The sequence below is a fragment of the Rhodanobacter sp. UC4452_H20 genome (assembly GCF_052978205.1).
The window spans coordinates 2,824,175-2,848,006 of the sequence record NZ_CM129662.1; the positions used below are offsets into that span (position 1 = coordinate 2,824,175).

Consider the following 23,832-nt stretch of genomic DNA (forward strand, 5'->3'; position numbering starts at 1 on the left):
CTCCCGACTTCGCGGCCAAACGGCAGCGGCGGGCAGTGCCCGCCCTACACCGCGCAAGGCGTCCGCAGCCTTCTCCACTCGCCCAGCGCCGAAAATGCCGATCATCAACCCACCGAGCCATGTCATGACCAGCCTCATCGAGCAGAAGCAGGAACAGATCGAAGCCACTATGCGCCTGGCGCCGGTGATTCCGGTGGTGGTGATCCATGCGCTGAGGGACGCGGTGCCGATGGCGCGTGCGCTGGTTGCCGGCGGTGCGCCGGCGATCGAGGTGACCTTGCGCACGAGCGTGGCGCTGGACGCGATCCGCGCGATCGCCGCGGAGGTCGAAGGCGCCACGGTGGGGGTCGGCACCGTGCTCGGCGCTGGCGACCTGCGCGCGGCGCAAGCGGCCGGCGCCCGCTTCGCGGTGTCGCCCGGCATCTCGCCGCGCCTGCTCGATGCGGCCGACGACAGCACGCTGCCGCTGCTGCCCGGCGCAGCCACCGCCAGCGAGGCGATGAGCCTGCTCGAGCGCGGCTACCGCCACCTGAAGTTCTTCCCCGCCGTGCCCGCCGGTGGCCACAAGCTGCTCGGCGCCTGGGCCGGCCCGCTGCCGCAGATTCGCTTCTGCCCCACCGGCGGCATCAGCCTCGCCAACGCCACGGATTTCCTGGCCTTGCCCAACGTGCTGTGCGTGGGCGGCTCCTGGCTCACCCCCGCCGACAAACTGGCGGCAGGCGACTGGGCCGGCATCGAGCTGCTGGCGCGCGAGGCGAATGAATTGCGGGAACGGCGCTGACGCGTCGCGCCGGGCTCAGCGCGGCAGCACCGGCAGGTATTGCCGGCGTTCGCCGAAACGCGGCGCCTTGAGGTCCACGCGGGCGCACAACTGCCCATCGCACAGATTCACATCGGCATCGTTGTATGCCTTCAGCAACTGCGCGGAAAGCTGGTTCTGCTCGATGACCTTGCGATAGTGCAGCGACAGCCACGCGCCGCCGGCGAGCAGCAGGGCCAGGCACAGCGCCACCGCGCCGAAGGTCTTCCACAGCAGATGCCGGTGCAGTCGCTCCAGGCGCTCGATCCGCTCGGCCAGCGCGTGGGCGCTGCCGGACACCTCCTCGCCCGATGCCTGCAGGTGCTGCCGGTAGTACTGCACGGCCTGCCCCAGCCCTTCGCGCGTCTCGTGGGCTACCCGCGCCGGCAGCGCCTGCATGGAGGCATCGGCGGCCTGCTCCACGACGCGGGGCAGTTGCGTGGCCAGCGCCTGCATGTCCTGCATCAGCCCCTGCAGGCGCCCGCCGAGGTGGTCGCATCGTCGCTCGAACTGCTCCATCAACTGCGCGGCCTGGCTGACCAGGGTCATGCATTCGGTCTCGTTCATGGCTTGGCTTCCCTGTATGCCGACGGCCGCTTCAGCGCATCATCGTCAGCGCGGCGGCTTGCGGCTCCGCCTGCTGGGGTGACAGTGCCTGCCACGCGGCCGCCTGCTGCTGGCGATCCACGGCAAGCATGGCCTCGGCGTGCAGCGCCTGCCCCGCCGGCAGACTCGCCAGCGTCCTCGTGCCCTGGCGAAAGGCATCCCAGTTGCCGGATTGCGCGGAATCCAGCATGCCTTGCACAAAGGCGCTCGGGTCCTGTCCGACCGTCGCCGGCATGCGCGCGGAGGTCGCGGGGCGCTGCAGCGTGTGGAGCAATGCCATGCCCGCGTGTTCCTGGCGACGGATGTCTGCATCCAGGCTGGGCAACACCGTGTCTTTCATGCTGTGGCGGTTGACCGCTTCGGCCACAGTGGCCTCGCCATGCTGCGCGACGTGGCTGCTCTGCCGCACGGTTCCAGCCGGATGGGTCAGCAGCTCGCCGGCGGCGACCGCGCCGGCGCCAGCGACGGCACCGACGGCGGCGCCGGCTTCGGGAGCATGTTCGGTGGCGCGGCGCACCGATGCGCCGTAGGCGCGATAACCGTCACCGATGCGCGCGCCGCCTTGCCGCGCCTCACGTTCCAGCGTCTGCCCGGCGACGCTCGATGCGTGCCGGACGCGATCCGCGCCCACGTCGGCGAACCGGCGTATCGCGCCGGCATCGCGCTGCGCCTCGTGCCATTCGCGGTCGGCCTGCGCCTGATGATGCCCGGCGCGGGCGGCGGCGAGGCGCGCCTCGTTGTCGGCGACCTGGCGCAGACCCTGCAAGCCGGGAACATGGCTGCCCGCACGAAGCACGGCACCGTCCAGGTCCGCGCTCAGTTGCGCCAGCGTGCCCAGCCCGCGCTCGACCGAGGCGCGGACCTCGCCGTGCACCACGCGCAGGTCGGCGACCGCGGCGGCACCGTAATGCATGGCACCCGCCACCAGCCGGCCGTGACCCTGCACGCCCTCGTTCAGCACGTAGCCGAAAACCTGCATGCCGCGCTGCACGTGGTCGCCGGTGCGCTGCGCGCTGTGCTCGATGCCGCGACCGCCGGCAGCGATGGCATCGCCAACGCGCTTGCCGCCCGCGCCGCCGGCAAGCGCGCCGGACACCACGTTCATCAACGGGCCGGCATCGGCGCCGAGCTCGCCGAGCGACGGCTGCGCCGGGCGATCCACCAGCTGGCCCTGCGCATCGCGCATCTTCGGCGGCAGTTCGATCGGGTGGGCGCCGGCGGCGAGCGGCACGCCGGCCAGGATCTTCGCGCCGGAATGGGAGCTGAGATAGGCCACCAGCTCCATCGCGTCGTCCTGCATCTTGCGGTCGTACGGCAACGCCTGCGCTAGCCGCGCGCGAAGCAGGTCCTGCATGCCGTCCAGCTGTCCCAATTCGCCCAGCTGCCGCGCGGCCAGTCCCAACTGCGCCCGTGTCACCGCGTCCATGTCGTGGACGCCGCTCTGGGCGTCGTGGAGCATTTCGCCGTGGACGTAGTAGCTGTGGATGGACGAGGCCCCGTAGAGCGTCCCACCGTGCTGCTCCACGTAACGGTGCGCGGTGTTGGGATGCAGCCCGGCACTGTTGAACGTGTATGCCGGCACGCCGGTCACCTCGGCGGCAGCGCTGGCACCCGCGCCTCCTTTGGAGTGACCTGCCAACTCAAATTGCCCTCGAAAGCCATCTTGAAGCTTCCTTGCGAGAGCCATCGCCCGGTCGACGTGGTCGCTCTCCAGCCCGACGCCTTGACGGCCGTTTTCGATCCAGTCTTCCAAAGCGGAATCGCGCAAGATGATGCCGCCCTTGCCGTCCGACACTGCGACGAGTCCGTTCGAGCCCTTGATTACGACAACGGGTTTGACGTCTGGTCCGTAGACCCGAGGATCAGGCAAATAGATCTCCGCACGGAAATCGGATTCGTCGGGCTGCAGGTACTCGTGAATCTGCTCCGCCGTCCAATCCACGCCGAAGTACTGTTTCAGCAGTTCGGGATGTTCGCTGACGCGGATCCATCCCAAACCCGGCGAAGCCGGTTCATGCGCCGCGGAAGGGTAAACGTCGCCGGCCAGCTCACCCACATCACGGGTGTGGTATCGCCCTTCCAGGACTTCGGCCTGTTTCATCAACTCGGGACTGCCGGTGGCGCGCCATTGCGCCAGCAGCGCCTGCCGCTGCCGCACCTGCTCGATCTTCTCCTGCAGCGTATGCGGCGACTGCTCGGGCAATACCGGGTCACCGGGCATGGTCGGCATGATCGTTCTCCCTGATTCCATGATGAGCCGCACAGATCCGTCTGACTGCACGAGGTTCGCACTATGGACATGGTCCGCGGACGCGTCAATCGGGTAAGCTTTTCGGCAACTCACTACGGGTATGCCACATGCGAATTCAGGGATGTTTCGCTCGGTTGCTGTTGCTGGTCTTGTTCGGTGGTCTGGTTCTGGGGGCTTGCTCGATCCCGCCACCGCCGGCCAGGCAACCGTTCCGCGCCACGGATTACTTCCAGGGCAAGGCGCTGGAACTGGCCCAGGCAGTGGATAGCAAGGATGCCGCCGCCATCCGCCACCTGATCAAGGACGAGGGCGTCAACCCGGACACGATCTTCGACCAGGCCAACATGCCGATGGTCGCCTGGCCGATCATCAACCAGAACTTCGACGGCCTGCGCCTGCTGCTGGACAACGGCGCCAACCCCAATGCGCGCAAGGTCGAACCGCTGCGCAAGTATGGCAAGCAGCGCAACAACGCCATGGTCTTCGCTGCAGGCCTGCCCGACCAGCGCTATCTCAAGCTGCTGCTTGATCGTGGCGGCGATCCGAACACGATGAGCTCCAACAACGAGCAGCTCACCTACGTCGCCACGCTGCATCACGTCTGGCCCAATGTGCAGCTGTTGATCGAGCGCGGCGCCAACATCAACCAGCCGCTGTACAGCCTCGACGACTACGACGCTCCGTTGAGCTGGTACACGCAGTACGGCGACTTCGAGCAGGCCTATTGGTTGCTGCAACATGGCGCCGATCCCACCCGGCAGATGAAAGCCGATCCCGGCACGCCCAACTACGGCCGCATGCCGATGGTCGAGGACATCTACTACGCGGACGTCATCAAGCCTGACGTCATCGAATGGCAGCGCAAGTGTCAGCACTGGTTGCGCGATCACGGCATCCCACGCACGAACGAGATGGGTCGCTGGGCGCGATATCGGCAGGGGCTTGGCCATCCATACAAGCCCGAAGACATCCCGCTGCTGTAACCCCAGGGAAGCGACACGACATGGAACGTTGGCATCGACATCTGCGTGCGGCAACCCTGATCGGATGGCTGGCTCTCGGCAGCCTCGTCCTGGTGGCCTGCTCGATCCCGCCACCGCCGGCCAGGCAACCGTTTCGCGCCACCGACCATTTCCAGGGCAAGGCGCTGGAGCTGGCGCAGGCAGTGGATCGCAAGGATGCCGCCGCCATCCGCCACCTGATCAAGGACGAGGGCGTCAACCCGGACACGATCTTCGACCAGGCCAACATGCCGATGGTCGCCTGGCCGATCATCAACCAGAACTTCGACGGCCTGCGCCTGCTGCTGGACAACGGCGCCAACCCCAATGCGCGCAAGATGATGCCGCTGCGCGAGCGCGGCAAGGCGGGCGAGGACAATGCCCTGGTCTTCGCCGCCGGCCTGCCCGATCAGCGCTATCTCAAACTGCTGCTCGACCGTGGCGGCGATCCGAACACGATGAGCTCCAACGACGAGCAACTCACCTACGTCGCCACGCTGCATCACGTCTGGCCCAACGTGCAGCTGCTGATCGAGCGCGGCGCCAACATCGACCAGCCGCTTTACTCCACCGATGGCGCAGACACCGTGCTCAGCTGGTACACCGAGTTTGGTGACTTCGAGCAGGCCTATTGGTTGCTGCAACATGGCGCCGATCCCACCCGCAGAATGAGAGCCGATCCCGGCACGCCCAACTACGGCCGCATGCCGATGGTCGAGGACATCTACTACGCGGACGTCATCAAGCCTGACGTCATCGAATGGCAGCGCAAGTGTCAGCACTGGTTGCGCACCCATGGCATTCCCCGCACGAACGAAATGGGGCGTTGGGCAAGGTATCGCGAGGGGCTGGGCGATCCGTACAAACCGGAAGACATCCCGCTGCTGTAACCCCAAGGAAGCGACACGACATGGAACGTCGGCATCGACATCTGCGCGCGGCGGCTGTGGCCTGGCTGCTCATCCTCGGCGGCCTGGTGGCCTGCTCGATCCCGCCACCACCGGCCAGGCAACCGTTCCGCGCCACCGACCACTTCCAGGGCCAGGCACTGGAACTGGCGCAAGCAGTGGATCGCAAGGATGCCGCCGCCATCCGCCACCTGATCAAGGACGAGGGCGTCAACCCGGACACGATCTTCGACCAGGCCAACATGCCGATGGTCGCCTGGCCGATCATCAACCAGAACTTCGACGGCCTGCGCCTGCTGCTGGACAACGGCGCCAACCCCAATGCGCGCAAGATGATGCCGCTGCGCGAGCGCGGCAAGGCGGGAGAAGACAACGCCCTGGTCTTCGCCGCCGGGTTGCCCGACCAGCGCTATCTCAAACTGCTGCTCGACCGTGGCGGCGATCCGAACACGATGAGCTCCAACGACGAGCAGCTCACCTACGTCGCCACGCTGCATCACGTCTGGCCCAACGTGCAGCTGTTGATCGAGCGCGGTGCCAACATCAACCAGCCGCTTTACACCACCGACGGCTACAACACCGTGCTCAACTGGTACACCAAATACGCCGATTTCGAGCAGGCCTACTGGTTGCTACAACACGGCGCCGACCCGACCCGCAAGATCAAGGCTGACCCCGGCACGCCCAATTACGGCCGCATGCCAATGGTCGAGGACATCTACTACGCGCCGGTGCGGCCCGACGGCGTGGCATGGCAGCGCAAGTGCCAGCACTGGCTGCGCGACCATGGCATCCAGCGCACGCCCGAAATGGGCGTCTGGGGCGACTACCGCAAGAAGCTTGGCGTGGCGAGCGATCCGAAGGACATTCCGCTGCTCTGATCCGCTTGACCGGCACGCATCGGAACCAGGCCGGCCGACGCGATCGCGCAAGCCTTCGCGTCGGCAGGGCTCCGTGTGACGGTCAGCGCTGCAGCAGGGCCTTCGCCCGCTGCACCACGTTTTCCACGGTAAAGCCGTATTCGCGCAGCAGCACCTCGGCCGGGGCGGAGGCACCGAAGCGGTCGATGCCGAGCATGTCGCCGTGGGCGCCGGTGTAGCGTTGCCAGCCCTGGGCCACGCCCAGTTCCACCGCCAGCCGGGCGGTGACGTCAGGCGGCAGCACTTCATCGCGGTAGGCCTGCGACTGCGCCTCGAACAGTTCCCAGCTGGGCATCGACACGCAGCGAACGGCTATACCTCGGCCTTCGAGCTGCTCGGCGGCCTGCACGATCAGGTCGACCTCCGAACCGCTGGCGATCAGGATCAACGCCGGCTTCTGGCCGTCCTTCGCATCGCGCAGCACGTAGGCACCCTGGCGCAGGCCGTCGGCGCTGGCGCAGCGGCTGCGGTCGAGCGTGGGCAGTTTCTGCCGCGACAGCGCGAACAGCACCGGCTTGCCGGTGGTGGCCAGCGCCACCTTCCACGCCACCGCGGTCTCGTTGGCATCGGCGGGGCGGATCAGCACGAGGTTGGGTATCGCGCGCAGGCTGGCCAGTTGCTCGATCGGCTGGTGGGTGGGGCCGTCTTCGCCCAGCGCGATGCTGTCGTGGGTGAACACGTGGATCGCGTGCACGCCCATCAGCGCGGCCAGCCGGATCGCCGGGCGCATGTAGTCGGAGAAGATCAGGAAGGTCGAGCCGTACGGGATGAAGCCGCCGTGCACGGCCAGGCCGTTGACGATCGCGCCCATCGCATGCTCGCGTACGCCGAAGTGCAGGTTGCGGCCGGCGTTGCTCCAGCCGGCGCTGTCCGAACCCTGCGTGTCGAGGCCCTTGGTGGCCGCGGGATTGAAGTCGCCGAAGCCCTTCAAGTTGGTGAAGGTAGAGGAGTCGAGGTCGGCCGAGCCGCCGAACAATGCCGGCAGATGCGGCGCGATCGCGTTCATCACCTTGCCGCCGGCCTCGCGCGTGGCCAGGCCCTTGGGGTCGGCGTCGAAACTCGGGGTATCGGCATCCCAGTTTTCCGGCAGTTCGCCGCGCAGGCGCCCGCGCAATTCCGCGGCCAGCTCGGGAAAGGCCTTGGCATAGCCGTCCAGACGGCTGTTCCATTCGGACTGCGCCTGCGCGCCGCGCTGGCCGGCTTCGTGGAAATGTCTGAGCGCGGGCTCGGGCACCAGGAAGTCCGGTGCCGTCGGCCAACCCAGGTTCTCCTTGGTCGCCTTGACGTCGTCCACGCCCAGCGGCGAGCCGTGTGCCTTGTAGCTGTCCTGCTTGGGCGAGCCGTAGCCGATGTGGGTGCGCACCAGGATCAGGGTCGGCCGCGCGGTGTCCGCCACCGCATCGTTCAAGGCCTGGTCGATGGCGGCGACGTCGTTGCCGTCGTCCACCTTGATGGTCTGCCAGCCGTACGCCTCGAAGCGCCTGGCGCGATCCTCGGAGAAGGTGATGTCGGTGCCGGCGGCCAGGGTGACGTAGTTGTCGTCGTACAGGCACACCAGCTTGCCGAGCTTGAGATGGCCGGCCAGCGAAGCTGCTTCGGAAGCGACGCCTTCCATCAGGTCGCCGTCGCTGACGATGGCCCAGGTGCGATGGTCGATCACGGTGTGGCCGTCCCGGTTGTAGGTGGCCGCCAGCTGCGCCTCGCCGATCGCCATGCCGACCGCATTGGCCAGGCCCTGGCCGAGCGGCCCGGTGGTGACCTCCACGCCCGGCGTGTGGCCGTACTCGGGATGGCCCGGCGCCTTGCTGCCCCACTGGCGGAACTGCTTGATGTCATCCAGCGACAGGTCGTAGCCGGTCACGTGCAGCAGGCTGTAGAGCAGGGCCGAGCCGTGGCCGGCGGAGAGCACGAAGCGGTCGCGGTCCGGCCAGTGCGGATCGGCCGGATGGAACTTCATGTGCTTCGTCCACAGCACGTAGGCCATCGGCGCGGCGTCCAGCGGCAGGCCGGGATGGCCGCTGTTGGCCTTCTGCACCATGTCCACCGACAGGAAGCGGAGCGTGTTGATGCATTGCTGGTCGAGGTCGTGGGACATGATGATTTCTCCGATGGAATGGACGCGATGCGCCGTCGGCTCCCGCCGACGGCTGGCGGGCGGTGCCCGCCCTACGCGATGGCGGTGTCGACGATCTTCTGGGCCTCGTCGAGCAGGGCTTGCAGGTGCCGCTCGTCCTTGAAACTCTCGGCGTAGATCTTGTAGATCGCCTCGGTGCCCGACGGGCGCGCGGCGAACCAGCCGCTGGCGGCCACTGCCTTGATGCCGCCGATCGCCGCGCCGTTGCCGGGCGCCTTGTCCAGCACCTGCTCGATCTTCTCGCCGGCCAATCGATCAGTGTGCAACTGGTCGGGCGAGAGCTTGGCCAGCTTCGCCTTCTGCGCCGGGGTGGCGGCGGCTTCGACGCGGTTGCTGAAGGGTCGGCCGAGTTCGTCGGTGAGCTGGCGGTACAGCTCGCCCGGGTCGCGGCCCTCGCGCGCGGTGATCTCGGCGGCGAGCAGCGAGGGCACCAGGCCGTCCTTGTCGGTGGCCCACACCGAACCGTCGCGGCGCAGCAGCGAGGCACCGGCGCTTTCCTCGCAGCCGAAGCCGAGCGAGCCGTCGAACAGGCCCTGGGAGAACCACTTGAAGCCGACCGGCACCTCGTACAACTTGCGCCCCAGCCGCTTCACCACGCGGTCGATCAGCGCGGTGCTGACCACGGTCTTGCCGACCGCCGCATCCCCGCTCCACTGCGGGCGGTGGCGGAACAGGTAGTCGACCAGCACCGACAGGTAGTGGTTCGGCTCCATCAGGCCGCCGGAGCTCGTCACCACGCCGTGGCGGTCGTGGTCGGTATCGCAGGCGAACGCAACGTCGTACTGGTCCTTCAGGCCGATCAGCCGCTGCATCGCGTACTTCGACGATGGATCCATGCGGATCTTGCCGTCCCAGTCCACGCTCATGAAGGCGAACTGCGGATCGACCGTTTCGCTGACCACGGTGAGGTCGAGCCGGTAGCGCTCGGCGATCGGTGCCCAGTAGTGCACGCCGGCGCCGCCCAGCGGATCGACGCCCATGTGCACGCCGGCGCTGCGGATGAGGTCGAAGTCGACGATGTTGGCGAGGTCGGCCACGTAGGCGTCGAGGTAGTCGTGCTCGCGCGTGCCGGCGGCCTTGCGCGCCTGCGCGAACGGCATGCGCCTGACCTCTTTCAGGCCGCCCTCGATCAGCGCATTGGCCCGGTTCTCCACCCACCGGGTGATGTCGGTGTCAGCCGGGCCGCCGTTGGTCGGGTTGTATTTGAAGCCACCGTTGTCTGGCGGGTTGTGCGAGGGCGTGATGACGATGCCGTCGGCCAGGCCGTTGCTGCGCCCGCGGTTGTACACCAGGATCGCGTGCGAGATCGCGGGCGTGGGCGTGAACTCGCCGCCGCTGGAAACCATCGTGGTGACGCCGTGCGCGGCCAGCACTTCCAGCGCGCTCTCGAACGCCGGCTGCGACAGCGCATGGGTATCGAAGCCGATGAACAGCGGGCCGTCGATGTCCTTGCCCGCACGGTACTCGCAGATCGCCTGGGTGATCGCCAGGATGTGCCACTCGTTGAAGCTGCCCTGCAGCGAGCTGCCGCGATGGCCGGACGTGCCGAACGCCACGCGCTGCGAGGGCACCGACGGGTCGGGCCGGGTATCGGCATAGGCGGCGAGCAGTTTCGGCACGTCGACCAGGATGGATTTCGGCGCCGGCTTGCCGGCGAGCGGGCTGATTGTCTGGCTCATGGATGCTCGGAGTTCGTGCGATGGGAATGCCGTGCCTGTAGGAGCGCACTTGTGCGCGATGCTCTTCGTCACGTCACGAAAGGCGTCGCGCACAAGTGCGCCCCTACAAAGGAAAGCGTCAGGTGTGACCGTCGCGCAGTTGGCGGTAGCGGCGGATCAGGGTGTTGGTGGAGCTGTCGTGGGCGAGCTTCGGCTCGTCGGCCGCGGTCAGCTCGGCGATGGTGGTCTTGGCCAGTTGCTTGCCCAGTTCCACGCCCCACTGGTCGAACGAGTCGATGTTCCAGATCACGCCCTGCACGAACACGCTGTGCTCGTAAAGCGCGATCAGGCTGCCCAGCACGCGCGGGGTCAGGCGCCGGGCGAGGATCGTGCTGCTGGGCCGGTTGCCGGGGAAGGTGCGATGCGGTGCCAGTGCCGCATCGGTGCCGGCGGCGCGCACTTCCCCGGTGGTCTTGCCGAACGCCAGCGCCTCGCCCTGGGCGATCAGGTTCGCCATCAGCAGGTCGTGCTGGTTGCCCAGCGGGTTGAGCGGCTGCGCGAAGCCGATGAAGTCGCACGGCACCAGGCGCGTGCCCTGGTGGATCAGCTGGTAGAACGAGTGCTGCCCGTTGGTGCCCGGCTCGCCCCAGTAGATCGGTCCGGTGGCGTAGTCCACGGCCGTGCCGTCGAGGGTGACGCGCTTGCCGTTGCTCTCCATGGTGAGCTGCTGCAGGTAGGCCGGGAAGCGCTTGAGGTACTGCTCGTACGGCAGCACCGCGACCGTGGCGGCATCCAGGAAGTTGTTGTTCCAGATCGCCAGCAGGCCCATCAGCACCGGCAGGTTGCGCTCGTACGGCGCGTGGCGGAAATGCTCGTCCATGGCGTGGAAGCCGGCCAGCATCTCGCGGAAATGTTCCGGCCCGACCGCCAGCATGGTGGACAGGCCGATTGCCGAATCCATCGAGTAGCGCCCGCCGACCCAGTCCCAGAAGCCGAACATCTGCGCGGTGTCGATGCCGAACTTCGCCACCTCGGCGGCGTTGGTGGACACCGCCACGAAGTGTTTCGCCACCGCCTGCTCGTTGCCCAGAGCCGTGATGCACCACTGTCGCGCCGCGTGCGCGTTGGTCAGCGTCTCCAGCGTGGTGAAGGTCTTGGAGCAGACGATGAACAATGTCTCGGCGGCGTCCAGGTCGCGCGTGGCCTCGACGAAATCGGTGCCGTCGACATTGGAGACGAAGCGGAACGTCATGTCGCGCCGGCTATAGTCGCGCAGCGCCTCGTACGCCATCACCGGGCCGAGGTCCGAGCCGCCGATGCCGATGCTGATCACGTTGCGGATCGGCTTGCCGCTGTGCCCGCGCCATTCGCCGCCGCGCACGCGGTCGGCGAAGGCCGCCATGCGATCGAGCACCGCGTGCACGTCGGCGACCACGTCGCGGCCGTCCACCTCGATGCGCTCGCCGCGCGGCGCGCGCAGTGCCACGTGCAGCACGGCGCGGTCCTCGGTGCGATTGATCCGCTCGCCGCGGAACATCGCCGCGGTACGCTCCGGCAGGTGGCAGGCCAGCGCCAGTTCGCGCAGCAGGCGCAGCGTGTCGGCGTCGACGCGCTGCTTGGAGTAGTCCAGGTACAGGTCGACGTCCGCCAGCGCGAACGTCTCGCCGCGCCGCGGATCGCCCGCGAACAGGTCGCGCAGATGTTTGCGGCCGATGACGGCGGCGTGCTGCTGCAGCGCCTGCCAGGCCGGCAGTGTGGTCGGCAGCGGCTGGTTCATGGCATCGCCGGTCCCTGGCCCTTGTCGCCCAGTGCCGCGGCCTTGTCGGCGATCCGCTGCAGCAGCTGGTTCCAAGATTTGACGAAGGCCTCGGCGCCGTCGCGCTGCAGCTTGTCCGCCAGCGCATCGACGTCCACGCCGGCCGCGCCGACCTTCTGCACCACCGCGTCGGCGTCGCCGCCGTCCAGCGGCATCACGCCGTCGAGCTGGCCGTGCTCGGCAAACGCGTGCAGGGTCTTCTCCGGCATCGTGTTGATCGTGTTGGGTGCGGCCAGCGTGCTGACGTACAGCGTGTCGGAGGCCTTCGGGTCCTTGGTGCCGGTGCTGGCCCACAGCAGGCGCTGCGGCTGCGCCCCGGCGGCGGCGAGCTTCATCCAGCGGTCGGAGGCCAGCAACCGGCGGTAGGCGCGATAGGCCTGCCGCGCCACCGCGATGCCGAGCTGGTTGTGCAGCGCCTCGGGCAGCTGCTCGTTGGCGGCCACGTCCCAGCGGCTGACGAACAGCGAGGCCACCGAGCGCACGCGCGGATCGAGTCCCGCCTCGATGCGCCGCTCGATGCCGCGCAGGTAGGCCTGCGCCGAGGCTTCGTACTGCGCGCAGGAGAACAGCAAGGTCACGTTGATCGGGATGCCGAGGAAGATCGACTCCTCGATCGCGCCCACGCCCTCGGGCGTGCCGGGGATCTTCACGAACAGGTTGTCGCGCTTGCCGGCGGCGTGGATCTGCCGCGCCGCGGCGACCGAGCCGGCGGTGTCGGCGGCCAGCAGCGGCGAGACCTCCATCGACACCCAGCCGTCCACCCCGGCGGTGCGCTGGTACACCGGCGCGAACAGGTCGGCGGCGCGGCGCAGGTCCTCCAGCGCCAGCTCGATGAACAGCTTCTCGCCGGCGAGTCCGGCCAGGGTCTTGGCGTGGATGCCGGCGTCATAGGCGTCGCCGTCGCCGATCGCCTTGTCGAAGATGCTCGGGTTGGAGGTCAGCCCGGTGATCGAATCCTCGTTGATGTAGCGCGCCAGGGTGCCGTCGTCGAGCAGGGTGCGGGTGATGTTGTCCAGCCACAGGCTCTGGCCGAGGTCGTGCAGTTGTCGGGTCGCTTTCATGCTTGCTCCGGAATCGCTTCGATGTGTCGATCGCCCTGCCGTCGCCGCGTTCACTCGGCCGCGAGCGCGATGGTGGGCGCGCTCGGCAGGAAGTCTTCAAGCTTACGCCCGCGCAACTCGCCGATGCACGCGATGGTCTGGTCCGGCGGCGGCTCGATGCGCTCGTGTTCACCTTCGGCGGCATAGTGGCCCTGGCGCACGAACACGGTGGTGATCCGCTCGCCCAGCTGCCGCTTCATGTCGGCCAGCAGCTGCGGCTTGTCCTCCACCATCACGTAGTGGGCGGCCGGGTAGCGCTGCTGCACGGCCACCAGCATGCGCTGCTTGTGGATGTAGATCAGCACCTCGCCGCGCACCGCCGCCCAGATCCCGGCACGCTGGATCTTGCGCGGCTGGAACACCACGTCGCCGTCGGAAAGGATCGCCGTGGGTGCCAGCGTGCGCAGGTGCGCGATGGTCTCCAGCGCGTGCGGGTACAGCCGTTGCTCGAACGGATACTCCAGCAGGTACTTCGACATCTGCAGCAGCGCCGGCTCGTTGTCCAGGCCGCTGCGGAAGCGCTGCAGCGTTTCGAGATAATCGGCATAGCCGCACTCGTCGCGGCGCTGCCGGTAGAGCGACCAGTAGCGATCGCGCTGGTCGTTGCCGAAGGCCGCGGCCAGGGTGTCGCCGAGGTCGGCGCCGAAGCGGTCGTTGTCGAGCAGGGTGTTGTCCACGTCGAGCAGGAACACCAGCGCCGCGGCCTCGCTCATGACGTGCGCTCCGCGTGCTCGTCGAGCACCGGGTTGTGCCAGCCGCCGTCGGCGGCGATCAGCGCGTCGGCCTCCTTCGGGCCCCAGCTGCCGGGGCGATAGGGGATCGCCGGGTGGTGGTTCGTCAGCACCGGATCGACCACTTGCCACGCCGCCTCGACCGCATCCTCGCGCGTGAACAAGGCGCCGTCGCCGGCCATCGCGTCGCCGAGCAGGCGCTCGTAGGGCAGCTCCTCGCCGGCCTGCTCGTCCATCAGGAACAGCTCGCGCTGGTCGCCGACAAACTCCTTGCCGGCACGCTTGACCCGCGCCGCCAGCGCCATCGCGGTGGTCGGCGACACGCGCAGGCGCAGGTAGTTGGCGCGGCCGGGGCGGGTCACCGCGTCGTCGAACAATTGCTGCGGCGGCGGCTTCAGCATCACCATGATCTCGGCCACCGTCTCGGGCAGGCACTTGCCCGAACGCAGGTACCAGGGCACGCCACCCCAGCGCCAGGAGTCGATGTACAGCCGCAACGCGCAGTAGGTCTCCACGTCCGAACCCTTGGCCACGCCCGGCTCCTTGCGATAGCCGCGGTACTGGCCGCGCACCAGGTCGTCGGGCGCGAGCGGACGCATCGCCTGGAACACCTTGGCCTTCTCCGCATGCACCGCCTCGAAGCCCTGGTAGGCAGGCGGCTCCATCGCCAGCAGCGCCACGATCTGCATCAGGTGATTCTGGATCACGTCGCGCAGGCAGCCGGCGCCGTCGTAGAACGCGCCGCGCCCCTTCACCCCGAACTGCTCGGCCAGCGTGATCTCCACGCTGGCGATGTGGTCGCGATTCCAGATCGGTTCGAGGAACGAGTTGGCGAAGCGGAAATACAGGATGTTCATGATCGCTTCCTTGCCCAGGAAGTGATCGATGCGGAAGATCGCCTCGTCCGGAAACACCGAGCGCAGCGTGCGGTTGAGCGCGCGCGCGGAAGCGAGATCGTGGCCGAACGGCTTCTCCACCACCACCCGCGCGTCGTCGGCGCAGCCGGCCTGCTGCAGCCCCTTGACCACCGTGCCAAACAGGCTGGGCGGGATCGCCAGGTAATGCAGTGGCCGCTTCGCCTTGCCCAGCGCCTGTTTCAGCCGGGCGAAGGTGGCCGGGTCGGCGTAGTCGCCGTCGACGTACTGCAGCCGTGCCGCAAGCTTGTCGAACACCGCCTTGTCGAACTTCTCGCCGTGCTCCTTCGCCGCCTGCCGCACGCTGTCGAGCGCACGCTGGCGCAGCTGCTTCACCGTCCAGCCGGACAGCGCCACGCCGATCACCGGCACCTCCAGATCGCCGTCGCGCGTCATCGCCAGCAGCGCCGGGAAGACCTTCTTGTAGGCCAGGTCGCCGGTGGCGCCGAAGAAAACCAATGCATCCGAGCGGGGTGTCGCCATCGTGGGAGTGTCTCCGGTGAGAGTCGGGGTCGGCGGTCGGACGGCGGTGGAACGGGTGCCGGGCGAGAGCCGCATCGCGGCGAGTGTGCCCGCGCACGGGTGAAGCTGGTGCAAAAAGCGCGTCGCGATCAGCGCTTGCGCGCCAGGCTGAGACCGTCGCCCAGCGGCAGCATCGACAAGTCGATGCGCTCGTCGTGGTGCAGCTTGTCGTTCAATGCCTGCAGCGCAAGGGTGTCGGCGTCGTGCGCGGGTTGCGCCACCGCGCCGCCCCACAGCACGTTGTCGATCGCCAGCAGGCCGCCGGGGCGCAGCAGGCGCAGGCAGCGCTCGTAGTAATCGTCGTAGCCGCTCTTGTCCGCGTCGATGAAGGCGAAGTCGTAACTCCCGGCTTCGCCGGCGGCCAGGCGCGCGTCCAGCGTCTCGCGCGCGGGCGCCAGGCGCAGCTCGATCTTGTGCGCCACGCCGGCGCGGGCCCAGAACGGCTGGCCGACCGCGGTGAACTCCGCGCTGATGTCGCAAGCCAGCAGGTGGCCGTTTTCGGGCAGCGCCAGCGCCACCGACAGCGCGCTGTAACCGGTGAACACGCCGACCTCGATGCAGCGCCGCGCACCGATCAGTTTCACCAGCAAGGCCATGAACTGCCCCTGCTCCGGCGAAATCTGCATCTGCGCGCGCGGATGTTCCTGCGTCGCCTCGCGCAGCGCCACCTGCTGCGGATGCTCGCGCAGCGAGTGGTCGAGCAGGTAGCGATACAGCGTGTCGTCCAGGTTCAGGCTGCGGCGGGACATGGCGGTGCTCGAAGCGCGAGGGGAACCCCGATTCTATGCCCGCTGGCCGAGTGCGCCACGCTCAGGGCAGGCGCTCGTCGTCGCGTCGCCCCAGCTGGCGTCGCCGCCTGGTCCACCAGCGCAGCAGGCCGTACGACAGGCGCACCTTTTCCTGGCCCACCGGCAGGTCGGCGCGGGCGAAGATCCACGACGACTTGCTGAAGGCGATCTGCTGCGCCGGATACACGCTGCGATGGCCGATGATCAGATACGCCGCGACGCAGGCGCCGGCCACGTACAGGGTCGAATCGGAGCCGAACAGTTCCACGCCCATCAGGATCGCCGCGATCGGCGCATTGGAGGCCGAGGCCACCACCGCCACCAGTCCCACTGCCGCGCCGAGCGCGGGCGCCAGCCCCAGCATCGGGGCGAACGCGCCGCCCAGCACGGCGCCGATCACGAACTGCGGCGTCACGATGCCGCCGTAGAAGCCCGAGCCCAGCGTGATCGCCACCAGCAGCGCCTTCCACAGGAAACCCAGGGTCGGCATCGACTGCCCGTCCAATGCGCGCTCCATCAGCGGCAGGCTCAGCCCGAGGTAATCCGTCGGCAGCACCAGAAGCAGCAGCGCCAGCACCACCGCGCCGGCCATCGGCAACAGCGGCGGCCACAGCGCGTAGCGCTCGCGCAGGGTGACGAACGCGCGGCGGATGGTCTGCAACAGTTCGACGAACACCCACGCCGCCGCGCCGCAGAGGATGCCGATCAGCACCGTCTTGAGGAACAGCAGCTCGGTGAAATCGCCGACGAAGGCGATGCGGTAGACCGGATACGGCACGCCGAGCGCCTTGCTGACCTCGAACGCGGTGACCCCGGCGACGATGCCGGGAAACAGGAAGTCGTGGCGGATGCGGCCGATCGCCAGCATCTCCACGCCGTAGATCGCCCCGGCGATCGGGGTGCCGAACACGCTGGCGAAACCGGCGCTCACGCCGCAGGCCAGCAGTCGCTTGCGCAGCTCCGGGTTCAGGTGCAGCACCCGGCCGATGCCGGCGGCGAGGCTGGCGCCGATGTGCGAGCACGGCCCTTCCTTGCCGGCCGAGCCGCCGCAGCCCAGCGTGATCAGCGCTGCCACCGGCTTGATCCACAAGGTGCGGAACGGCATCTTGCCGCGCTGCTCGTTGACCGCCACGATCGGCGAATCGTCGAAGTTGCTGCGCCGCAGGCGATAGCCGTAATGCAGCAGCAGGCCGTTGGCCAGGCCGCCGGCCAGCAGCAGGCCGGCCTGCGCCCACCACGAGATCGCGTAGGTGTGCCCGGAGGTGGCGAACAGCGCGCGCAGGAACAGGCTGCAGCCCACCCCGATCACCGCCCCGGTGACGATCGACAGCACCAGCCACTGCACCACCGTCGCCAGCATCACGAGCGGTTCGGCGAGGCGGAGGCGAGGCATCGGGTGGTACCGGACAGGCAGGGAGGCCGCGCATTGTAGCCCGCCGCGACACGGTGCCCCGTGCCCACCGCCCGCCGTTCCGGCGGGCGGTGACGTTCAGTGCCTCAGTGCGCGCGCTCGCGCACCGGCTTCACGTAGGTGTCGAACAGCTCGTCGATGCGGCGGTATTCGTCGTACCAGGAATCGGCGTGGACGAAGCCGTGGCGTTCCATCGGGTACAGCGACATCCAGAAGTTCTTCTTGTGCAGCTCGATGAAGCGCTGGTACAGCCGGATCGTGTCGCTGGCCATCACGTTGTTGTCGATCAGGCCGTGCTGCATCAGCAGCGGGTCGCGCAGGTTGGCGGCGTACTCGATCGGCGAGCTGGTCTTGTACGCCTCCGGGTCGAGCTGCGGGTCGTTGAGGATGTTGGAGGTGTACTCGTGGTTGTAGCTGGTCCAGTCGGTGACCGGGCGCTGCGCCGCGCCGGCGGCGAATTCGCCCGGCGCACGCAGCAGCGCCATCTCGGTCATGAAGCCGCCGTAGCTGCCGCCGTAGAGACCCACGCGCTGCGGGTCGACGCCGTGGTGCTTGACCAGCCACGCCTTGCCGTCGAGCAGGTCCTCCAGTTCCGGGTGGCCCATGTTGCGGTAGATAGCGGTGCGCCAGTCGCGGCCGTAGCCGGCCGAGCCGCGGTAGTCCATGTCCAGCACCACGTAGCCCTGCTGCACCAGCAGGTTGTTGAACATCTGCTCGCGGAAATACGGCGTGGCCTGCAGCGTCACGTCCTGCAGGTAGCCGGCGCCGTGGATGAAGATCACCGCCGGGCGCGAGGCCGGCGCGGCGACCTCGTCGGCCGGGCCGTAGTACTTGGCATACACCACCCCGGCGCCGTGCGCGGAGGGCACCTCGACGATCTTCGGCGCGATCCACGGGTGCGCCATGTAGGCGCTCTTCATGGTGTGGGTGAGTTCCTTCGCGGTGCCGCCGGCGGCGTCCACCACCGCGAGCTGGTCGAACCGGTACGGCGAGCCATGCAGCACGGCGAGCTGCCGGCCGTCGGGCGACAGCTCGAAGCCGTCGACGCCCTGGTACTGCGTCAGCCGGCTCAGCTCACCGCCGGCGGAAGGCACGCGATAGACGTCATAGCTGTACGGTGCCACCTTGTTGGCCAGCACGTAGAACCACTGGCCGTCCTCGCTCAGCTGCGGCGCGCTGACCTCGAACTTGCCGGCGCCGGTGAGCGCTCGCGCCTTGCCGTCGAGCGGCTTGGCATACAGCCGCGAATAGCCGCCCTGCTCGCTCAGGTACCACAGCGTGCGGCCGTCCTTGAGCCAGCCGAAATCGTTGAAGCTCCAGTTGATCCACGCCGGGTCGGTCAGCCGATGCTGGCTTGTCAGCACGTGCTGCGTGAAATCGACGCTGGCGATCCAGCGGTCCTTGTTGTCGATCGCGCGCAGTTGCACCGCCAGGTTCGCGCCATCCTCGCTCCACGCCAGGCCGCGCAAGTTCACCGTGACCGGCCGTACCTCGGGCGCCTTCAGCGCCTTGGCCTGGTCGGCCTTGCCGGCCTTCTCCAGCGCGGCCACCGTCTGCTTGCGCAGCGCCGCGAGCGGATCGGTCTTGATGCCGGGCAGCGCATCGGTCGTCAGCGGGTAGCTCTTGTGCTGCGCCAGGTCCAGCAGCAGCAGCGACTGCGGTGCCGGGTCGGCGCGGCCGACGTAGGTGCGCGCGTCTTCCGCCTCGGTGTAGCCGCTGTCGGTGACGTAATGGTTGACCACCGGCGCCTTGCCGTCCTTGTACTGCCTTGGCTCGGTCACCAGCAGCAGCCAGCGGCCGTTCGGCGACAGCGTGCTGTTGACCGCCTTGATCTTGCCGCCCAGCCAGAACGGCCGCGGCGCCCGGCCGGCATCGGCCGCCTCCAGCGCCTGCGTGTGCTCGCGCACCGCTTCCTTGTCGGCCTTGATCGCGCGCAGCGTCTTGAACAGGTCCAGCTGCAGCTGGCCGAGGTCGTCGGGCTGCTTCGCCTGCGGGTCGTCGGCGAACTTCAGCTCGGCCACCGGCGCGCTGACGCCCTTCGCCAGGTCGTAGCTGTACCAGTCGTTGCCGGCGCGGTACTGCAGCGCGCGGCCGTCGGCGGAAAACTGCGGCGCGGACTCGCGCTGCGTGGTCAGGGTGACCTGGCGGCGCTGGCCGCTGGCCAGGTCGACCAGGAAGATGTCATCGTGCAGGACAAAGGCCGCGTGCCGGTGCGCACGATCGAACACCGCCGGGCCGTCGGCGCCGGCCATCGCCGCCGGATCGAGCTTCACGCTGCTGCCGCTGGCCGGGTCGACGCGGTACAGGTCGCGCACCGAGCTGCCCTCGCGCTTCAGTTCGTAATAGAGACTGCGGCCGTCCACGCTCCAGTAGGGATTCTCCACCGGCTGTCCCATCCAATCGGCGTCGGCCATGATGGTTTCCAGGTCCAGCGGGGTGGATGCGCCGGCAGTCGGCGTGGCCGCCGCGGCGGGCAGCGCCAGCAAGGCGGCGAGGGCGGCGAACAACAGGCGAGGCATGGTGCTTCCCCAGACAAAAAAAATCAGCATAACCGAGCGTGGGGACCGGTTGCCGTCATCTGTGCCGAAAGTCAGGGGCGGCTCGCGCGGTGCCGCGGGCGATTGGCGCTAACCTTGGATGTCGATCCCACGCCTGTCTCCGGAGTACGCCATGCGACGTCGTCTTGCACTGGTCCTTGCCGCCACGGCGGCGTGCTGCAGCCACGCCGCCGCACCGCCCGCGTCGCCGACGCACACGGCGGCCAGCGTGCTGCATGGCGTGCAGGTGCCTGATCCGTATCGCTGGCTGGAAAACCCCGCCGACCCGGCCGTGCAGCAGTGGATCGCCGCGCAGAACGCCTACACCGAGGCGACGCTCGCCGCGATGCCCGAAGGCAAGGCGCTCACCGCGCGCGTGCAGCAGCTGGCGATCACCTCGACCACGCGCTCCGGCCCGGTGCTGGCCGGCGGCACCCTGTTCTACCTGCAGCAGACGCCGCCGCAATCGCAGCCGGTGCTGGTCGCGCAAGCCTGGCCGGAGGGCGCGGCGAGGACCCTGGTCGATCCGAACGCCGACCACGGCGGCACCGCGATCACCGGCTACTGGCCCTCGCCGCACGGGCGCTATCTGGCCTACGGCACCGCCGAAGGCGGCAGCGAACTGACCACCCTGCACGTGCTCGACGTAGCCAGCGGCAAGACACTCCCCGACACCCTGCCCTGGGCCGGCGGTGGCACCACCCCGCAGGGCGTGGCCTGGGATACGGACGAGGCAGGCTTCAGCTATGTGCGCTTCGCGCCGCCGGCGGCGGGCCACGAGGTGGTGCAGTTCAACGCGACCTTGGTGCATCACGCGCTGGGCCGGGCCGCCGATACGGACACCGTGGTGTTCGGCCGCGGCTACTCGAAAACCGCCGAGTACGTGCTGGTGAACTCGCCCGCCACGGCGCAAGCCGCGGTGCTCGCCTACGACGGTGATGGCGGCCCGGCCGAAGTGTTCCTGCGCCACGGCGCCGCATTCACGCGCGCACTCGATCGCCGCGCCAACGTGCGTACCGCCGCGTGGGTGAATGGACGGCTGTACGTGGCGTCGTTCGACGATGCGCCACGCGGCAGGATCGTGGCCGTCACCGACGACGGCAAGACCGTGCCGGTGCTGGCCCAGCGCGACGGCGCGATCCAGCAGATCGCCCCGCTCGGCGACGGCTTCCTGGTGGTGCGCAGCCAGGGCCCGGACTGGTGGATCGAGCAGTACGACGCCGGCGCGAATTTCGTGCGCCGCGTGCCGCTGCCGGCGCAGGGCATCAGCATCGGCGACATCGCCTCCGAGTCGGGTCGGCCCGAGGCCCTCATCAGCTACGCCGGCTGGACCACGCCCACCCGCTGGGCGGCATACGACGGCAACCGGGGCACGCTGAAAACGGTGTTCGCGGTGCAGCCCGCCGCCGATTATTCGAAGGTGGTCGTGCAGCGCATCGAAGGAAGCTCGAAGGACGGCACCAGGATCCCGGTCACCGTGCTGTCGATGCCCGGCATCACGCCCGACGGCGCGCGCCCGACCATCCTGTACAGCTACGGCGGCTTCGACATCCCGATCAAGCCCGGCTTCATCGGCGCCAACCTGGCCTGGCTCGAACACGGCGGCGTGCTGGCCTACGCCAACATCCGCGGCGGCAACGAGAATGGCCAGCAGTGGCACGCGCAAGGCCAGAAGCTGCACAAGCAGAACGTGTTCGACGACTTCCACGCCGCCGCGCTGGCCCTCATCGACACGCATTGGACCGACCGCGCCCACCTGGGCATTCTCGGCGGCAGCAACGGCGGCCTGCTGATGGGCACGCAGATCGTGCAGCACCCTGCCGACTACCGCGCCGTGGTCGCACGCGTGGGCATCTACGACATGCTGCGCCACGAGACCGACTTCGCCAACGGCCCGTACAACATCCCCGAGTACGGCAGCATCGCCGACCCGGCGCAGTTCAAGGCCACGCTCGCGTACTCGCCACTGCAGAACGTCACGCCGCACGCTGCCTACCCGGCCGTGCTGATGACCACCGGCGAGAACGATCCGCGCGTGGCGCCGTGGCAATCGCGCAAGTTCACCGCCGCGCTGCAGAACGCCACCTCCTCGCCCCAGCCGATCCTGCTGCTTACCCGCATGCACGCCGGCCACGGCATCGGCGCCCCGTTCAGCCAGCGCGTCGGCGACACCGCGATCGGCCTGACCTTCTTCGCGCACGAGCTGGGGCTGGACACCAGCAAGTAGCCGCCCTGATGGGTAGGAGCCCGCTCGCGGGCGATGCCTTGAAGGCAGGGATTCGGGATTTGGGATTCGCAAAGGCCAGAGCAGGAGCATCGCCCGCCAGCGGGCTCCTACAAGATCGGAGGCGCGTCGCGGTCGAGCCAGACGGCATTCCAATAAGGGTAATCGAACACGCTGTCGACCAGACCGGTACGCACCGGATTGGCGACGACGTATCGCGCTACCGCCCTGATGTCCTCGTCGGCACGCAGTGCGTGATCATGAAAACTGCGATCCCACAGCGAACCATCCAACCCGCATGATTCGTGCAACACACGCGATGCGCATGCCTTGAATCGATTCATGACCCGACCCAGCGGCTCGTCGCCGAGTTGCAGCAGACCATGCCAGTGATCGGGCATCAGCACCCACACAAGCAGGCGGGAATCCGCCCAGGTCGATGCGGCGTGGATGAGCCGGCTTAGCGCCCGTGCGCTGGATGGATCGGCAAAGAGGCGCTCGCGTCGACGGGTCACCGTCGTCAGAAGATACATCTGGCCAGGAATGGACACACGACCCCGGCGCAAGGCACGACGACCAACGGGAGGGAAAGCGGGCATGCGCGCAGACTGCCGCGGACATCAGCAAGAGCACATCGCGCACCAGCATCATTCCTCGTCCGCCCGCTCCCCCACACCCTGTAGGAGCCCGCTGGCGGGCGATGCCTTGAAGGCAGGGATTCGGGATTCGCAAAGGCCAGGAGCAGGAGCATCGCCCGCCAGCGGGCTCCTACCCGTCAGGGCTGTCATCTGGACTGCTACGATGACGTTCCTCCGCCATCAATCCACCCCATGACCCTCCCCGCCGTCGAACACGAAACCGCCGCCAACCCCACCCACAGCGTCATCTGGCTGCACGGCCTGGGGGCCGACGGCCACGACTTCGCGCCGATCGTGCCGGAGCTGGTCGATCCCGCCTGGCCGGCGTTGCGCTTCGTGTTTCCGCACGCGCCGGTGCGGCCGGTGACGGTCAACAACGGCATGCCGATGCGGGCGTGGTACGACATCGCGGGTTTCGACGCGCGCGCGCCGCAGGACGAGGCCGGCATCCGTGCCTCGATCGCCGCGGTGGAGGCGCTGGTCGCGCGCGAGCACGCGCGCGGCGTGCCCGCCGGCCGGATCGTGCTGGCGGGCTTCTCGCAAGGCGGCGCGATCGCGCTGGCCGCCGGGCTGTGCCACGCGCAGACGCTGGCCGGCATCGTGGCGCTGTCCACCTACCTGCCGATCGCCGAGGTGGTGGCGCGCGAGCGCAGCCACGCCAATGCCGCCACGCCGATCTTCCAGGCCCACGGCAACGCCGACCCGGTGGTGGTCATGCAACGCGGCATCGATTCGCGCGACCACCTGCAGGCGCTGGGCTGCACGGTGGACTGGCACAGCTACCCGATGGCCCACGCGGTGTGCGCCGAGGAAATCGCCGACCTGCGCCACTGGCTGGGCACCCGGCTGACCGCTTGAGGCAGCTCCATGGCGG

General features: G+C 68.5%; 18 protein-coding genes. 6 read left to right on the top strand and 12 right to left on the bottom strand.

Going from position 1 to position 23,832, the window contains the following annotated elements:
- Positions 1-124 precede the first annotated feature (124 nt).
- On the top strand, positions 125-781 hold the full coding sequence (eda, locus tag ACVCMC_RS13190) for a bifunctional 4-hydroxy-2-oxoglutarate aldolase/2-dehydro-3-deoxy-phosphogluconate aldolase (protein ID WP_447097612.1): 657 nt from the start codon (positions 125-127) through the stop codon (positions 779-781).
- 15 nt (positions 782-796) lie between these two features.
- Here eda and ACVCMC_RS13195 read toward each other — a convergent pair whose 3' ends face one another.
- Positions 797-1,366 carry a relaxation protein gene (locus ACVCMC_RS13195; protein ID WP_447097613.1) on the bottom strand — a complete coding sequence of 190 codons (570 nt, stop codon included), beginning with the start codon at positions 1,364-1,366 and terminating at the stop codon, positions 797-799.
- Positions 1,367-1,397: 31 nt separating this feature from the next.
- Positions 1,398-3,749 (bottom strand): hypothetical protein, encoded by a 2,352-nt coding sequence (locus ACVCMC_RS13200; RefSeq protein ID WP_447097614.1) that lies wholly within the window; start codon positions 3,747-3,749, stop codon positions 1,398-1,400.
- Between the two features lie 41 nt (positions 3,750-3,790).
- On the opposite strand from ACVCMC_RS13200, the gene ACVCMC_RS13205 reads away from it, so the two are divergent.
- The 3 genes from ACVCMC_RS13205 to ACVCMC_RS13215 are packed head-to-tail and all read left to right on the top strand — an operon-like array spanning position 3,791 to position 6,446.
- A complete protein-coding gene (locus ACVCMC_RS13205; protein WP_447097615.1) occupies positions 3,791-4,639 on the top strand; it encodes an ankyrin repeat domain-containing protein in 849 nt (282 codons plus the stop codon).
- 20 nt (positions 4,640-4,659) lie between these two features.
- A complete protein-coding gene (locus tag ACVCMC_RS13210; RefSeq protein ID WP_447097616.1) occupies positions 4,660-5,547 on the top strand; it encodes an ankyrin repeat domain-containing protein in 888 nt (295 codons plus the stop codon).
- Between the two features lie 20 nt (positions 5,548-5,567).
- A complete protein-coding gene (locus ACVCMC_RS13215) occupies positions 5,568-6,446 on the top strand; it encodes an ankyrin repeat domain-containing protein (protein WP_447097617.1) in 879 nt (292 codons plus the stop codon).
- 82 nt (positions 6,447-6,528) lie between these two features.
- Here ACVCMC_RS13215 and tkt read toward each other — a convergent pair whose 3' ends face one another.
- The 9 genes from tkt to ACVCMC_RS13260 form a co-directional block, all read right to left on the bottom strand.
- Positions 6,529-8,580, bottom strand: a complete 2,052-nt coding sequence (gene tkt, locus ACVCMC_RS13220) for a transketolase (protein ID WP_447097618.1) — start codon at positions 8,578-8,580, stop codon at positions 6,529-6,531.
- 71 nt (positions 8,581-8,651) lie between these two features.
- On the bottom strand, positions 8,652-10,298 hold the full coding sequence (gene pgm, locus ACVCMC_RS13225) for a phosphoglucomutase (alpha-D-glucose-1,6-bisphosphate-dependent) (RefSeq protein WP_447097619.1): 1,647 nt from the start codon (positions 10,296-10,298) through the stop codon (positions 8,652-8,654).
- Positions 10,299-10,416: 118 nt separating this feature from the next.
- The gene (gene pgi / locus ACVCMC_RS13230; RefSeq protein ID WP_447097620.1) at positions 10,417-12,054 is read right to left on the bottom strand and encodes a glucose-6-phosphate isomerase; all 1,638 of its coding nucleotides are present in this window, start codon (positions 12,052-12,054) and stop codon (positions 10,417-10,419) included.
- Positions 12,051-13,154, bottom strand: coding sequence for a transaldolase (gene tal / locus ACVCMC_RS13235; RefSeq protein ID WP_395120858.1), 1,104 nt, complete (start codon positions 13,152-13,154; stop codon positions 12,051-12,053). The genes pgi and tal overlap by 4 nt, the downstream gene beginning before the upstream one ends.
- A gap of 50 nt (positions 13,155-13,204) precedes the next feature.
- On the bottom strand, positions 13,205-13,906 hold the full coding sequence (locus tag ACVCMC_RS13240) for an HAD family hydrolase (RefSeq protein ID WP_395120857.1): 702 nt from the start codon (positions 13,904-13,906) through the stop codon (positions 13,205-13,207).
- The gene (zwf, locus tag ACVCMC_RS13245) at positions 13,903-15,321 is read right to left on the bottom strand and encodes a glucose-6-phosphate dehydrogenase (protein ID WP_447097621.1); all 1,419 of its coding nucleotides are present in this window, start codon (positions 15,319-15,321) and stop codon (positions 13,903-13,905) included. Before zwf ends, ACVCMC_RS13240 begins: the two co-directional genes overlap by 4 nt.
- A gap of 128 nt (positions 15,322-15,449) precedes the next feature.
- The gene (locus ACVCMC_RS13250; protein WP_395120855.1) at positions 15,450-16,109 is read right to left on the bottom strand and encodes a class I SAM-dependent methyltransferase; all 660 of its coding nucleotides are present in this window, start codon (positions 16,107-16,109) and stop codon (positions 15,450-15,452) included.
- A gap of 61 nt (positions 16,110-16,170) precedes the next feature.
- Positions 16,171-17,541 (bottom strand): chloride channel protein, encoded by a 1,371-nt coding sequence (locus ACVCMC_RS13255; RefSeq protein WP_395120854.1) that lies wholly within the window; start codon positions 17,539-17,541, stop codon positions 16,171-16,173.
- A 104-nt stretch (positions 17,542-17,645) separates the two neighbouring features.
- Complete coding sequence (locus tag ACVCMC_RS13260) at positions 17,646-20,078, bottom strand: prolyl oligopeptidase family serine peptidase (RefSeq protein ID WP_447097622.1); 2,433 nt, start codon at positions 20,076-20,078, stop codon at positions 17,646-17,648.
- Positions 20,079-20,229: 151 nt separating this feature from the next.
- Between ACVCMC_RS13260 and ACVCMC_RS13265 the strand changes: the two genes are divergently transcribed.
- Positions 20,230-22,323, top strand: a complete 2,094-nt coding sequence (locus tag ACVCMC_RS13265) for a prolyl oligopeptidase family serine peptidase (RefSeq protein ID WP_447097623.1) — start codon at positions 20,230-20,232, stop codon at positions 22,321-22,323.
- Positions 22,324-22,430: 107 nt separating this feature from the next.
- Here ACVCMC_RS13265 and ACVCMC_RS13270 read toward each other — a convergent pair whose 3' ends face one another.
- On the bottom strand, positions 22,431-22,919 hold the full coding sequence (locus tag ACVCMC_RS13270; RefSeq protein WP_447097624.1) for an REP-associated tyrosine transposase: 489 nt from the start codon (positions 22,917-22,919) through the stop codon (positions 22,431-22,433).
- Positions 22,920-23,150: 231 nt separating this feature from the next.
- On the opposite strand from ACVCMC_RS13270, the gene ACVCMC_RS13275 reads away from it, so the two are divergent.
- Positions 23,151-23,816 carry an alpha/beta hydrolase gene (locus tag ACVCMC_RS13275; RefSeq protein WP_447097625.1) on the top strand — a complete coding sequence of 222 codons (666 nt, stop codon included), beginning with the start codon at positions 23,151-23,153 and terminating at the stop codon, positions 23,814-23,816.
- Positions 23,817-23,832 lie beyond the last annotated feature (16 nt).